7 protein-coding genes and 2 tRNA genes are annotated in these 14,298 nt (G+C 57.1%); 6 read left to right on the top strand and 3 right to left on the bottom strand.

The annotated features are described in order from the left end of the window. Positions 1-22: 22 nt before the first annotated feature. The gene (locus HMPREF6485_RS12220) at positions 23-1,372 is read right to left on the bottom strand and encodes a Na(+)-translocating NADH-quinone reductase subunit A (RefSeq protein WP_004346876.1); all 1,350 of its coding nucleotides are present in this window, start codon (positions 1,370-1,372) and stop codon (positions 23-25) included. Between the two features lie 218 nt (positions 1,373-1,590). Here HMPREF6485_RS12220 and HMPREF6485_RS12215 point away from each other — a divergent pair, with 218 nt between their 5' ends. From HMPREF6485_RS12215 to HMPREF6485_RS12190, 6 genes are all read left to right on the top strand, one after another. After that, positions 1,591-6,033, top strand: coding sequence for a translocation/assembly module TamB domain-containing protein (locus HMPREF6485_RS12215; protein WP_004346874.1), 4,443 nt, complete (start codon positions 1,591-1,593; stop codon positions 6,031-6,033). 136 nt (positions 6,034-6,169) lie between these two features. Next, positions 6,170-6,922 carry an MBL fold metallo-hydrolase gene (locus tag HMPREF6485_RS12210; protein ID WP_004346872.1) on the top strand — a complete coding sequence of 251 codons (753 nt, stop codon included), beginning with the start codon at positions 6,170-6,172 and terminating at the stop codon, positions 6,920-6,922. Between the two features lie 57 nt (positions 6,923-6,979). Next, the gene (gene carB / locus HMPREF6485_RS12205) at positions 6,980-10,198 is read left to right on the top strand and encodes a carbamoyl-phosphate synthase (glutamine-hydrolyzing) large subunit (protein WP_004346870.1); all 3,219 of its coding nucleotides are present in this window, start codon (positions 6,980-6,982) and stop codon (positions 10,196-10,198) included. A 357-nt stretch (positions 10,199-10,555) separates the two neighbouring features. Further along, positions 10,556-11,281 carry a sigma-70 family RNA polymerase sigma factor gene (locus HMPREF6485_RS12200; RefSeq protein ID WP_244912434.1) on the top strand — a complete coding sequence of 242 codons (726 nt, stop codon included), beginning with the start codon at positions 10,556-10,558 and terminating at the stop codon, positions 11,279-11,281. Between the two features lie 184 nt (positions 11,282-11,465). Beyond that, positions 11,466-11,538: transfer RNA gene (locus HMPREF6485_RS12195), tRNA-Lys, on the top strand. A gap of 45 nt (positions 11,539-11,583) precedes the next feature. Continuing rightward, positions 11,584-11,656: transfer RNA gene (locus tag HMPREF6485_RS12190), tRNA-Lys, on the top strand. 762 nt (positions 11,657-12,418) lie between these two features. Here the strand turns inward: HMPREF6485_RS12190 and HMPREF6485_RS12175 are convergent. Together HMPREF6485_RS12175 and HMPREF6485_RS12170 are read right to left on the bottom strand one after the other, a co-directional pair. Then, on the bottom strand, positions 12,419-13,528 hold the full coding sequence (locus HMPREF6485_RS12175) for a PDDEXK nuclease domain-containing protein (protein WP_004343648.1): 1,110 nt from the start codon (positions 13,526-13,528) through the stop codon (positions 12,419-12,421). A gap of 129 nt (positions 13,529-13,657) precedes the next feature. Next, on the bottom strand, positions 13,658-14,296 hold the full coding sequence (locus HMPREF6485_RS12170; protein ID WP_004346863.1) for a trimeric intracellular cation channel family protein: 639 nt from the start codon (positions 14,294-14,296) through the stop codon (positions 13,658-13,660). Between the last annotated feature and the right edge of the window lie 2 nt (positions 14,297-14,298).

The following is a 14,298-nucleotide window of genomic DNA, read 5'->3' as shown; positions in this document are numbered from 1 at the left end:
CTTTTATTCGTGAAGCAGAACTTTAAGCATTCTCCTTGCGCAGGATGTCGAGGCCCTCGCGCACGATTTTCTGCAATTCGAGCTTGGAACTGTCGACAAACTCGGCCAGCGCAAAGTCTTCGGGACTCACCTCATAAATGCCCAACTGCTCCTGCTTGTCGATGTCGCCGGAGATGATGGCCTTGATGAGATACTCGCCGTAGATGTCCATAGGCAGCACCTTGTCGTATTCGCCGCTCATGATGAGGTGGCGCTCGCCGCCTTTGAGACGCGCGTCAAGGTCGTACTCCCTCTTGCCCAAGAGCCACGAGAAGTAGCTGCGGGAAGTGGAGAACTGCCCGGTGCGAGGCATGATCCAGCCCAGCAACTCGTCGGCGTGGTCGCCTTCGGGCAGAGCGGTCACCTCTGATGTGTGCGCCCCCAGATAGTCGGCGAGCGTGGCGCGGCGGCCCGTGAGCGGATTGCCGTTGATGACGCGTGTGTCCCCGGCAGTGTCAACCCGGCCGTCGAGCAGGGTCTTGAGGGGTGTGCCCACAAGGGCTTCCACATATCCCGTAACGGTCATGCGGCTGCCGGCGAGTGCCACCGTGCGGCGCAAATCCACCTTGCCTGTGAGCATCAGCCTGCCGAAGAATATCACGGCCGTGGGGTCTACCGTCCACACCACTTCGCCCTTGTTCACCGGCGAGAGGTGATTCACCTGCACGCCCACGTTGCCTGCTGGGCACGGGCCGTCAAACACGTTGACTTCCACGTCGCGGGCCTGCACGAGTGCCCCGGCCGTCTGGTGAGCACCAATGCCGAGATAGGTCTTGGCCACCCTGCCGAGTGCGGTGAGTCCGGCCTGAAAAGCGTCTTCATTGCCTTCAAGTTCCACTTCAAAGTCACCGGCCAGCGGCATGTCCCGCAGGGCGGAAACGAAAATTGCCTTAGGCGTCGTATCCGGTGTGGTGGATACCGCATAAGGCAACTGGTTGATATAACCAAAAAGACCCGCGTCGAGCAGAGCTTTTCTCACCTCCTCGCCACTGAGCGCACTTGCATCCCTGCGCCCGAAATCGACAGCCGACGGCTGCGCATCGGCTTTCACCTTCACGCAGAGCACCTTGCGACGCTCGCCACGCTCGATGGCCGTCACCGTGCCGCTGAGGGGCGAAGCAAACTTCACCTCGGGGCAGTTTTTGTTGACAAACAGGGCTTCGCCTGCCTTGACATGGTCGCCTTCGCGCACCACCACTTTCGGAACGACACCCACGAAGTCGTCGGGGATCAATGCGATCTCCTCAACAGCCTTCAATGGCAATTTGTCCGAAGCGGCCTTCCCCTTGAGGTTGATGTCCAAGCCCTTTCGCAACTTAATTACATTTGCCATAACTACATTCAATATGTTTAAGGTTTATACTTTCTCTGAATAGTTCCAAACCGCTGATCTAAAAACGATGCAAATATAGTGAAAAAATGTGTGGTGGGAAAGATTTTAGCCCTTTTTGTTGGACGGTCTGACAAAAATACCGTATTTTTGCAGTAAAATTCACGGAATATTCGCATCTGAAAAAACTTAAACATATCACCAACGGGGTCATCTGGACATTGGCAAGTGTCTATCTGGCCGTTATCCTGCTTTTGCAAATACCCACGGTGCAGGCCTTTCTCGGTGCCCGCGTTGCCTCGGCCATCGGCCAAAAACTGGGCACGACGGTCACCGTGGGGCGCGTCGATCTGGGGTTTCTCAACCGTGTCATCATCGACAAGGTGATGATACTCGACCGGCAACGAGACACGATGCTCGTGGCTTCGAGACTCTCGGCCAAAATCGAACTGGCTGCACTGGGCAAGGGGCGCATTGCCATCTCGTCGGCGCAGATATTCGGACTCGACGCCCGACTCAACCGGGCGAATGCCGAGGCGGAGCCCAACTACCAGTTTGTGCTCGACTCGCTGGCCTCGAAAGACACCACGGCACACACGCCCCTCGACCTGCGCATCAACTCGCTTGTGGTGAGGCGCGGCGCCATCCGCTACGACCGGCGCGACGCACCCTTCACACCGGGCACATTCAATGCCGACCATCTGGCCCTGACCAACCTGAGCGGCCATTTCATGCTCAACCAGCTCACCGACACGGCCATCTCGGCCAACGTGAAGATGCTGGCTTTCAGAGACCGGTCGGGATTCACTCTGAAAGACCTCCACTTCAAGTTTGAGGCCGACAGGCGACAGGCTTCGCTGAAAGACTTTGTGCTCGAACTGCCCCACACGCGGCTCGTCTTGGGGCCGGTCACCGCCACCTACAGCTACAAGGACGGGCGCATGGAGATGCCCACGTTGCAGTTTGAGGGCAGCATCGCCCCTTCCACCGTCACGCCGGGCGACCTGCGGAGCTTTCTGCCGCCCCTCGGCAAGTGGCAGACGGCTATCCGACTGAAGGCCGGTTTCAGCGGGACGAGCACGAGCATCCGCATCAAGGGACTGGGCATCGATGCGGCCGACGGCAGCGTGAGACTCTCGGCCGACGGCACCGTGGACGGTTGGAACTACCGCCCACGGTGGTTTGCGGCCGTCAGAGACCTGCGCATGAGTGCCGAGGGCATCCGCTTCATCGTGGAAAATCTGGGGGGGCGGCTCGACATTCCGCAGGAGGTGAGGCGCATGGGCAGTATCGCCTTTGTGGGAGAAGTGGGCGGCTACGGAAGCAACTTCGCCGCCAAAGGCATCATGCACACGGAGGCCGGCAATGCCAACATCGCACTCGGAAAAAGCGGACGTCAGTTTTCCGGGCGCATAGAGACCGCGGGGCTCAATCTACGGCGGCTGCTCGACGATCCGCGCTTGGGCACGCTCGCCACACGTATCAACATCGACGGCACACTGAGGGGGCACGGAATGCCCGATCTGCTGCTTCAAGGAGTGGTGTCGAAACTGGACTATAACACCTACACTTACAGCAACATACACATCGACGGAACCTACCGTAAAGGCACGTTCAACGGCACGCTGGGTGTGGAAGACCCCAATGTGACCCTCCAACTGAAAGGCAACTTCAATCTGTCCCGGCAGGAAACTCATGCCAATCTGACACTAGAGGTGGAACGCTTCAATCCCTCGGCACTCAACATCAGCCACGCTTACCCCGGCACCGATTTCAGTTTCAACCTCACAGCCGACTTCACGGGCCGCACGTTGGCCGAGCTCGACGGTTCGGTGAGACTGAACGACTTTGCCATGAAGTCGGCAAAGGACGAATACACCATTGACCACTTCCTCCTCGAAGCACGGCGCAACGGCACGCAACGGGTGATCTCGCTCGACAGCGACTTCGCCCAAGTGAGGCTGGAGGGCCGCTACGACTACAAAACGCTGGCCAAGAGTTTCATCAACATGGTGGGCGACAAGCTCCCCACCCTGCCCGGTCTGCCGCCGCGCACCGGCAGCCGGCACAACGACTTCAGCATCGATGCCACCATCACCCGCAGCGACTGGCTGCAACACTTCTTCCACCTCCCGCTCACACTGACAATCCCGGCACGCATCAGCGGTACCATGAGCGACCACAACCGTGCGCTCGACATGCAGATGAGCCTGCCCGCCTTTGCCTACGACGGCACAGACTATCGCAACGGCAGCATCGTCATCGACACGCCGGGCGACACGCTGAAAGCCGACATCAGTGTAGACAGGGTGGACAATGCCACCCACCGGTCGCACTTGAAGGTGAGTGCGGCGGCAGCCGACAACAAGTTGGCCACGCTGATCACCTACCGCAACCGCAGCGGCAAACTCGACATGCACGGCAGTCTCAATGCCGAGACCACCTTTTTCAAATACACCAACGGTGTGGCGGCAGCCCATGCGCGCATCATGCCGAGCGACATCGTGGTGGGCGACTCGGTGTGGAAGGTGCAGCCGAGCGACATCGTGTACAGCAAAAACCATCTCACGATAGATCATTTCGCCCTCGTGCATAACGACCAGCATGTCATCGTGTCGGGACTGGCAACCAACCGGGGCGAAGACTCGCTGCTGGTGGACTTGCGGGATGTGGACGTAAACTATATACTCAACCTCGTCAATTTCCACTCTGTGGAGTTTGCCGGACGGGCATCGGGCCGCGCCTGCATCTCGTCGGCCTTCAACAGTCCGTCGGCCTACGCCAATCTGACGGTGAACCGCTTCCGCTTTGAGGGCGGCCGGATGGGCACGCTCTCGGCCCATGTGGATTATAATAAGGTGGAAGGCCGGATAGACATCGATGCCACTGCCGACGACGGGCCCGGGGCGAAGACCCTCATCAGGGGCTACGTGTCGCCCAAGCACGACAACATCGACCTGGGTATTGAGGCACAGGGCACACGACTGGAGTTTCTGGAGAGTTTCTGTGGCAGCTTCATGAGCAATGTCGATGCCCGCGCCCACGGCAAAGTGACTGTCGCCGGACCGCTGAGCAGCATCAATCTCACGGGCGACCTGAAGGCATCGGGCAGCCTGCATGTCAAGCCCACCAACACCGACTACACGTTCAAGGATATCACCATACACGCCGTGCCCAACGAAATCTACCTCGTGAAAGACAGCGTGAGAGACCGCAACGGGCATCTCGGAATCGTCGACGGAGCCATCCACCACAAGCATCTCACGCAACTCAGCTACGACATTGACATCAAGGCACACAATCTGCTGGCCTTCGACACCCACGAGTTTGGCGGCAACACCTTCTATGCCACCGTCTACGCCACGGGCTCCTGCGGCATACACGGCAAGAGTGGCGAGACAGTCTTCGACATCGACGCACGGCCGGAGAAAGGTTCCGTGTTCGTCTACAACGCCGCCAGCCCCGATGCCATCGGCTCGGGAGACTTCATCCATTGGCACGATGCCACCCCGCACGACACCCTCCCCACCTTGCTCCGAGCTTGTATACGGCCCGACGACGGGCCCGCTCCCCGTCTGCCGGAGGACGGAGAGGAGGAGAACGCGCCCGACATCCCGTCGGACATGCGCATCAACTTCGTCATCAACTGCAACCAAAACCTGACGCTCAAACTGATGATGGACAACCAGACGGGCGACTACATCGCCCTCAACGGCGACGGGGTGCTGCGGGCCAACTACTTCAACAAGGGGGCGTTCGACATGTTCGGCACCTACGTGGTGGATCACGGTATCTACAAACTCACCATCCAAAACATCATCAAGAAAGACTTTATCTTCAACCAAGGGGGCACCATCACCTTCGGCGGCGATGCCTACAATGCCAACCTCAACCTCGCGGCCCAATATGTGGTGAACGGCGTGAGCCTCTCCGATCTCAACATAGGGCGCAGGTTCTCAAGCAACAACATCCGTGTGAATTGCCTGATGAACATCACCGGCACCCCCAAGGCCCCGAAGATAGACTTTGCCCTCGACCTGCCCACAGTGAACAGCGACGCCAAACAGATGGTGTACAGTCTCATCAACAGCGAGGAGGAAATGAACCAGCAGGTGCTCTATCTGCTGGCCGTGGGCCGATTCTACTCGCAAGGCAACAACAACGCACCGGCCGAGCAGGAAGCAGTGCAGCAGAGCCAGACCTCGCTGGCCATGCAAAGCCTGCTGAGCGGCACCATCTCGCAGCAGCTCAACAATGTGCTGTCGACCGTGGTCAACAACACCAACTGGAATTTCGGAGCCAACATCTCCACCGGTGACGAGGGATGGAACAACGCCGAGTATGAGGGCATACTCAACGGGCGGCTGCTCAACAACCGGCTGCTCATCAACGGACAGTTCGGCTACCGCGACAATGCCAACGCCACCACCTCGTTTATCGGCGACTTCGACATCAGATACCTGCTCTTCCCCAACGGCAATCTGGCCGTGAGAGTCTACAACCAGACCAACGACCGCTACTTCACCCGCAACAGCCTCAACACGCAGGGGCTGGGATTCATCATCAAGAAAGACTTCAGCGGAATAAAGGATTTATTCGGTTTTCATTCAAAAAAGAAACTAAAAACGGTAAAAGAAGAGAAAAAAGCGACGGACAAGCCTTAAAATGCACCGTCATTGAAACTTTTTACCTACCTTTGTAGAAGATTTGCGGCGTTCGGCAATCAGAGGGCAAACATTCATTGCGCTCACCGATGGAATCTTTGTAGAAGATTTGCCGACACCCCATAGCAACCCGACTATGAACAAATGGAAAACGACCATAGCCCTACTGGCACTGCTCGGTCTGTGCGGATGCAATCCCAAAACGGATGGCAGATTTGATGTCTTTTTCTCTCCCTCGGGTAAAAAACTCACCGTGATACCCATCAAGCACGCCAGTCTGCAACTCAATTTCGACGGCGTGGAATTTGAAATCGACCCCGTTTGCAGCCACGTGGAACCCATCGTGGAATACATCGACAAGCCCAAGGCCGACTTCATCCTGATTACCCATGCCCACAACGACCACTTCGATCCCTACGCCATCCACGTGTTGCTCGACCCGAAGAAGACCAACATCATCTGCGACTCCGTGAGCAATCACCTGCTCCACGGCAAGGGCATCGTGCTCCGCAACGGACAGCGGGCCGACCTCGGGCGGGGAATGAGCGTCACGGCCATACCGGCCTACAACACCGACAAGAAGCTGGCCAAGATTCACCCCAAAGGGCGCGACAACGGCTATCTGCTCGACCTCGACGGACTGCGCATCTACATAGCCGGAGACACGGAGCTTACGCCCGAAATGAGACATCTGGGCAAGGTTGACATCGCCTTCCTGCCCTGCAACCGCCCCTACACCATGACCCTCGCGCAACTGCGCAAGGCGGCTGAGGTCATACGCCCCAAAGTGCTCTACCCCTACAACTTCAACCGCACCCGACCGGAAGACATCGCCCGCACACTGGCTCACTTGCCGGGCACGGAGGTGAGGATGAAAGACATGCGATAGCCTGTCGGCGGCCCGGGGCACACCCATCAAGACAAACCACTAAACCATCACACCACAATGACCAAGAAACCAAGCAAAGTGCTCGTACTCGGATCGGGCGCATTGAAAATCGGACAGGCCGGCGAATTCGACTATTCGGGTTCGCAGGCGTTGAAAGCACTCAGGGAAGAGGGCATCCACTCGGTGCTCGTCAATCCCAACATCGCCACCATCCAGACCTCTGAAGGCATCGCCGACAAGGTGTACTTCCAACCCGTCACCACCTACTTCGTGACCGAAATCATCAAGAAAGAACGCCCCGACGGCATCTTGCTGGCTTTCGGCGGACAAACGGCCCTCAACTGCGGCACCGAACTCTATCGTAGCGGCGTGCTCGGGGAGTATGGCGTGGAGGTGCTCGGCACGAGCGTGGAAGCCATTATGGACACCGAAGACCGCGACCTCTTTGTCAAGAAGCTCGACGAGATAGACCTGCTCACGCCCCGCAGCCGTGCCGTGGAGAACATGGCCGATGCCCTGCAGGCTGCCCGTGAGCTCTCGTTCCCCGTGATGATACGTTCGGCCTACGCCCTCGGCGGACTGGGTTCGGGCATCTGTCCCGACGAGCAAACGTTCCGCGAAGTGGCCGAGTCGGCCTTCACCTTTGCCCCGCAAATACTGGTCGAGGAGTCGCTCAAGGGCTGGAAGGAGATAGAGTTTGAGGTGATACGCGACGCCAACGACCATTGCTTCACCGTGGCCTCGATGGAAAACTTCGACCCGCTGGGCATCCACACGGGCGAATCGATCGTCGTGGCCCCCACCTGTTCGCTTGCCGAGGAGCAGGTGAAGATGCTACAAGACATCTCCGTGCGCTGCGTGCGCCATCTGGGCATCGTGGGCGAGTGCAACATCCAGTTTGCCTTCAACGCCGAAACCAACGACTACCGCATCATCGAGGTCAACGCGCGCCTCTCCCGTTCGTCGGCCTTGGCTTCCAAGGCCACAGGCTATCCGCTCGCCTTCGTGGCCGCCAAGATAGCACTGGGCTACACGCTCGACCAAATAGGCGAAATGGGAACGCCCCACTCGGCCTACACGGCTCCGCAGCTCGACTACATGATATGCAAGATTCCGCGCTGGGACCTCACCAAGTTTGCCGGCGTGAGCCGCCTCATCGGGTCGTCGATGAAGTCGGTGGGCGAGATCATGTCCATCGGCCGATCCTTCGAGGAGATGATACAGAAAGGCCTGCGCATGATAGGCCAGGGCATGCACGGCTTCGTGGGCAACAACCACGTACACTTCGACAACCTCGACGAGGAGCTCTCCCACCCCACCGACCTGCGCATCTTTGCCATCGCCGAAGCCATGGAGCGGGGCTACACCATCGGGCGCATCGAGGAACTCACCAAGATAGACAAGTGGTTTCTCGAACGGCTGCGCCACATCGTCGACCTCAAGCACCGGCTCGAAGCCTGCCACGGGCTCGACGACATCACGCCCGACTTCATGCGCGAGGTGAAGGCCGCGGGCTTCTCCGACTTCCAGATAGCCCGCTTCGTGCTCAAGGGCGAGACCAACATGGAGCAGGCGGGCCTGAAGGTGCGCGCCCGGCGCAAGCGGATGGACATCGTGCCGGCCATCAAGCGCATAGAGACCGTGGGCGGCGAGCATCCCGAACTCACCAACTATCTCTATGCCACCTACCATGCCGAGGGCTACGACGTGCCCTACCGCCACAACGAGAAGTCGGTGGTGGTGCTCGGTTCGGGAGCCTACCGCATCGGCTCGTCGGTGGAGTTTGACTGGTGTTCGGTCAACGCCATCACCACGGCACGCAGTCTGGGCTACAAGTCCATCATGATCAACTACAACCCCGAGACCGTCTCCACCGACTATGACGTGTGCGACCGCCTCTATTTCGACGAACTCACCGAGGAGCGCGTGCTCGACATCATCGACCTCGAACAGCCCAAGGGCGTCATCGTGAGCGTGGGCGGACAGATACCCAACAACCTCGCCATGAAGCTCTACAGGCAGGATGTGCCCATCCTCGGCACGTCGCCCGTCAACATCGACCGTGCCGAAAACCGCGACAAGTTCTCGGCCATGCTCGACAAACTGGGCATCGACCAGCCGGCCTGGCGCGCCCTCACCTCGTTCGACGACATCAAGAGCTTCGTCAGTCAGGTGGGCTTCCCCGTGCTCGTGCGCCCCTCCTACGTGCTCTCGGGTGCGGCCATGAACGTGTGCTACGACATGGACGAACTCAAGCGTTTCCTCCGCATGGCCACCGAGGTGTCGAAAGACTATCCCGTGGTGGTGAGCCAGTTCATGCAGGAGACCAAGGAGATAGAGTTCGATGCCGTGGCCGACAAGGGCGAGGTGGTGGAATATGCCATCTCCGAGCACATCGAATATGCCGGCGTACACTCGGGTGATGCCACGATATGCTTCCCCGCCCTGCACATCTACTACTCCACCATACGCCAAATCAAGAAAATCTCGCGGCAGATAGCCCGCGAACTCAACATCTCGGGACCGTTCAACATCCAGTATCTGGCCAAAGACCGCACGGTGAAGGTCATCGAGTGCAACCTGCGTGCCTCCCGTTCGTTCCCCTTCGTGTCGAAGATATTGAAGCGCAACTTCATCGAGACGGCCACGCGCGTCATGCTCGATGCACCCTACACCAAGCCCGACTCCTCCGAGTTCGACATCGACCGCATCGGCGTGAAGGCCAGCCAGTTCTCCTTCGCCCGCCTGCAAAATGCCGACCCCGTGCTGGGCGTGGACATGAGTTCCACGGGCGAGGTGGGCTGTCTGGGCGACGACTTCGACGAGGCGCTGCTCAACGCGCTCATCGCCACGGGCTACCGGTTGCCGGAGAAGAACATCCTCATCTCCAGCGGCGGTGTGAAGAGCAAAGTGGACATGCTCGACGCGGGCAAAATGCTGGTGGAAAACGGCTACAACATCTTTGCCACGGCAGGCACGGCACGCTTCTTCAACGACAACGGCGTGCGGGCCACGGCTGTGGCATGGCCCGACGAACCGGGTGAGAACAACGTGACCGACATGATAGCCCGGCACTGTTTCGACCTCATCGTCAACGTGCCCAAGAACCATACGAGCCGCGAACTCACCAACGGCTACAAGATTCGCCGCGACGCCATCAACCACAACATTCCGCTCATGACCAACACGCGCCTTGCCAAAGCCTTCATCGAGGCGTTCTGCACGCTTGGCCGACAGCCGCTCAAGGTGAAAAGTTGGCAGGAGTTCAACAGCTGATGCCCTGTGCCCGGAACCGCCTCCCGACGGTCTTCGCCATGCAGGAACAACGCTTCTCGGGGCAGTTCAAGCCCCACCACAGCATAAGCCTCCCGGACAGCCAACGCCTCCGGGAGGCTTTTTCGATAAAGGCAGGCTACCGAAAAGGGCAATTTGCCCAAAGACCGTAACAATTTTTCTACCCGTTTCAACAATGTTTCTCGTTTTTTATTTTTATCTTTGCATAAGATAGGCGGCACTCGGCAATCAGAGAACAAGTTCTCATTGCTCTCATTGGCACTATCTTTGCATAAGATAGGCGGCCCCACCCCACTCCCACGGCGGCCTACGAAAAACAAGACGAAAAAGAGTAAGGATATGGACAGCAACGAAAGAAATGCCCTGAACACCTATCTTGACGAGATAGGTCAGGAGTCGCCCCTCACACCGGAAAAGGAACAAGACCTCGCAGCCTGCATACAAGCCGGAGACCGAGGGGCATTGGAACAACTGACACGGGCCAATCTGAAGTTTGTCGTGGCAATGGCCCGGCGTTTCCGTGGCCGTGGACTGGCACAGAGCGACCTCATCTCGGAGGGCAACATCGGACTGATGGAAGCGGCCGGAAAGTTTGACGGTTCGCGTGGCAACCGTTTTGTGGCATACGCCGCCCCCTATGTGCGCAAGGCGATGGAACGGGCCGTGGAGCAGCAGGCAGGCCTCTACCGTGTGCCGCGTGACATCATGCGGCAGAAGTCGCGCCACGAAGTGCAGCCGGCATCGGTCGACGCACCGCTCTCGGAGGGCAACAAGTTTACCTTGCTCGACATCTTGGAAAACAAGGATGCCATACATCCTGACGACGACTACAACGTGCAGGCCATGATCGAGGCGTTGGAGTCGCTCGTGGCCACACTCGACGAGCGCGAACAGCGAGTGGTGCGCGGTTTCTACGGACTGGGCACGGGCCGCATCTCACTGGCCGAAATAGCCGAACAGATGGGCATCAAGCGCGAACGCGCCCGCCAGATTCGCGACCGGGCCTTACGCAAAATCGCCCGCTCCACCCAAAACCGGGCGTTGAAGATTTTTATCAGGAAGTGATCAGTAGCATCAAGCAGAGAGGGTGTCCATGCCCGTTGGGCCGCTGATGGCACACGGGTTATTATATGCACAGGGCATGTATTGAAACAACTTACATACAAGAAAAAGTTTGTAAAAAAGTTTAGGATTTATTTGGTGGTCTTGAAAAAACACCGTACCTTTGCAACCGCTTAACAACCAAGAGGCGCCCTTAGCTCAGCTGGTAGAGCAACTGACTCTTAATCAGTGGGTCTAGGGTTCGAGTCCCTAAGGGCGCACTTCTTGATGGCTCCTAAAGACCCGCAGCCGTGTTGTTATGACCTGCACCCTTAGCTCAGTTGGTAGAGCAACTGACTCTTAATCAGTGGGTCTAGGGTTCGAATCCCTAAGGGTGTACAAAGAGAATCTCATGCGAGATTCTCTTTTTTCGTTTAGAGACCCTCAAGAAGACCGAAGATCCTCCTTAGAGACCCACCCCGGCCCTCCCTGTAGGGAGGGAGGGAAGGACAAAGGCTGCTTGAAGAGGGAAGGATGTCCTCACGGTGACAGTCATTACATTTATGGCGAAAACATATTCTCACACGGTTGGAGAACATTCCCGACTCGATAGAGATATAAAGTAGGTATTGATGACGATACAAGCATATTCCGTCAAGCGCGACAAAAGAATCCGGAACCCTGATTTTCCTTGACAAAAAGCCTCTTCTAAAAACCGGCCAAATAGCACAGAATGGTGGGCGGAAAACGACTAAAAGGCATGGATGGGATAGAGAAAAGGCCGGATGACAAGGCGAAAGGGGCACAGTCAGACTGCCAAAGCGGCACGACGGCCGGCCAAAAAGGCCCGAACGGACTTCTCGTTCGGGCCTTTTCACATCCCTTTGGAGATGGTTTCACGTGTCAAGAAAAATCAAAAGACTGACAGTCAAAGGGTTACATGCCTCGTCAAAATCGGCGTATTTCCGGCCGGCGGGGTTTTAGTCGGGAATATCGCAAGCACGGAGCCGTTTTTCGCATAAATGGTTTTACAAAAGTGTGAGATGGTGTCTTTCTGATGCCATTGGGCAGATTCAGGCTTCTCCGCGCCCCACAGACAATCTCCGCCAACAGATTTCCCTTCATTCCTCCGCTCATTTTCCGTCGTCACTCCGTCGTCACTCACAGCAATTTCTTCAACTCCTCAATATCGGGAAGAGCATCCCGGAGTTTCTTGGGCATGTCCTTGGTAGTTCTGTATGTTGCCACGCCCATCGGCTTGGTATAGTCACGCACGGCATACTCCGCAACCATCTTGTCGGCATTCTTGCACAACACAAGGCCTATGGACGGATTTTCGCCCGGCATCCTGACCTGATCGTCCAAAGCCTGTAAATAGAAATTCAGCTGCCCGAGATAGGACGGCTTGAACTCGCCGGCCTTGAGTTCGATGGCCACAAGGGAGGAAATCTCGCGATTATAGAAAAGAAGATCCACGAAGAATTCCTTTTCTCCAACCATCAGCCTGTATTGATTGCCGATGAAGGCAAAACCACGGCCAAACATCATGACGAACTTCTTGATGTTGTTGACGATGCTCGTCTCGACCACCCGCTCGTCGATGTCTTCGCGGTCTTGCTCGTCTAACTGCTCCACATTGATAAAATCGAGGAGATACTCGTCTTTGAACATGCTCACAGCTTTCAAAGCTTGATGGGAATCGGCCATCGCCTGACTGAAATTATTGGGGAGCATGCCCCGGTGATGGAAGTCGTCGGCTTTCAGATGGTCGCGCAAAGCGTATTTGGACCAATGGTTCAAGTATGTCTGGTGGATATAAAAAGCCCGTTCCTCCAAAGAAGTTGTCTGGCGAATGATTTCCATGTGATGGGTAAAACTTATTCCAAAAAATTCATCCATACTGATTCCGCTCGCCAATGGCGAGCATTTTCTGATGAGCACATTAGTATCTATTTTGCTCGCCAGTGGCGAGCAATCTTCAACATCGCTCCAAGTCTCATAGAACAATCGCATACTCCGGATATGCGGAGAAGAAAACCCTCGCAGGCCGGGCAACTCCCTTTGCAGCGACAAACTGATTGTATCTATCGCGTGCTTTCCCCAATGGCCGTGTCGGGAGTTAGCCGACACATATTGTCCAATGGCATAATAAAGGGACAGTTGTATCTTGTTTACCCCTTTAGCCGCCTGATACTGACTATGAAGGATAGCCTTCTTCATTGCCTCCACAGCTTGTAGATACTCTTGTGGTATAGTCGTTTGTATCTCCATTCTATCTGTTTTTTCTGTTTTCAAAATCTTTCATTCTTCCTCCCGCTTCCGGCAACGGCCCACACGAGCCGTCAGGCAGGCCTAAAGAGCTGCCCCCACGCGTCGGGAAGAATTTGCTGCCCGTGATGCTCACCGCTCTTCCCCGCGCAGTTTGGGCAGCGAGATGTGGTATTTCACGGCCAGCAGACGGATGAGGCAGATGGTGAGGAAAGTGGCTGCCACAGTGACGCTCACATCCACGCCGAGGCGGAAGAGGAGCCAATAGAGCAGGCCTCCGGCCACACCGGCCATGGCATAGATCTCCTTGCGGAAAATGACGGGCACGTTGTTGAGCAGCACATCGCGGATGATGCCGCCGGCGGAACCGGTGATGCAGCCCATGGCGATGGCCACCCAGAAGGGATGGCCGAGGGCAAGGGTCTTCTGAAGGCCGGCGATGGTGAAAAGGGCAAGGCCGAGCGTGTCGAACACAAACCAGGCGTTGTCGAGCCGTTTGAGTGAACGGCTGAACACAATGACCACGCCTTGGGCCACAAACGTGCAGACAATGTAGAGGGCGGAGGTCATCCAAAAGGGGGTGACACCGAGGCAGACATCGCGGATGGTGCCGCCCCCGATGGCCACGGCAATGCCGCAGACGAAACCGCCAAACCAGTCGAAATGCTTGGCGGCGGCATGGCGGATGCCGGAAACGGCAAACGCAAAGGTGCCTACAAACTCAATGATGTGCTGGAGCGTTCTCACAAACTCCGGATTCTCGTACAGCATGG

The organism is Segatella buccae ATCC 33574, assembly GCF_000184945.1.
Taxonomy (GTDB): Bacteria; Bacteroidota; Bacteroidia; order Bacteroidales; family Bacteroidaceae; genus Prevotella; species Prevotella buccae.
This window is presented reverse-complemented; position numbering and strand designations above follow the sequence as displayed.

Coding starts and splice junctions, on each gene's coding strand:
- HMPREF6485_RS12220 (WP_004346876.1), bottom strand. CDS start 1,372: ATGGCAAATGTAATTAAGTTGCGAAAGGGCTTGGACATCAACCTCAAG.
- HMPREF6485_RS12210 (WP_004346872.1), top strand. CDS start 6,170: ATGAACAAATGGAAAACGACCATAGCCCTACTGGCACTGCTCGGTCTG.
- carB (WP_004346870.1), top strand. CDS start 6,980: ATGACCAAGAAACCAAGCAAAGTGCTCGTACTCGGATCGGGCGCATTG.
- HMPREF6485_RS12200 (WP_244912434.1), top strand. CDS start 10,556: ATGGACAGCAACGAAAGAAATGCCCTGAACACCTATCTTGACGAGATA.
- HMPREF6485_RS12175 (WP_004343648.1), bottom strand. CDS start 13,528: ATGGAGATACAAACGACTATACCACAAGAGTATCTACAAGCTGTGGAG.
- HMPREF6485_RS12170 (WP_004346863.1), bottom strand. CDS start 14,296: ATGCTGTACGAGAATCCGGAGTTTGTGAGAACGCTCCAGCACATCATT.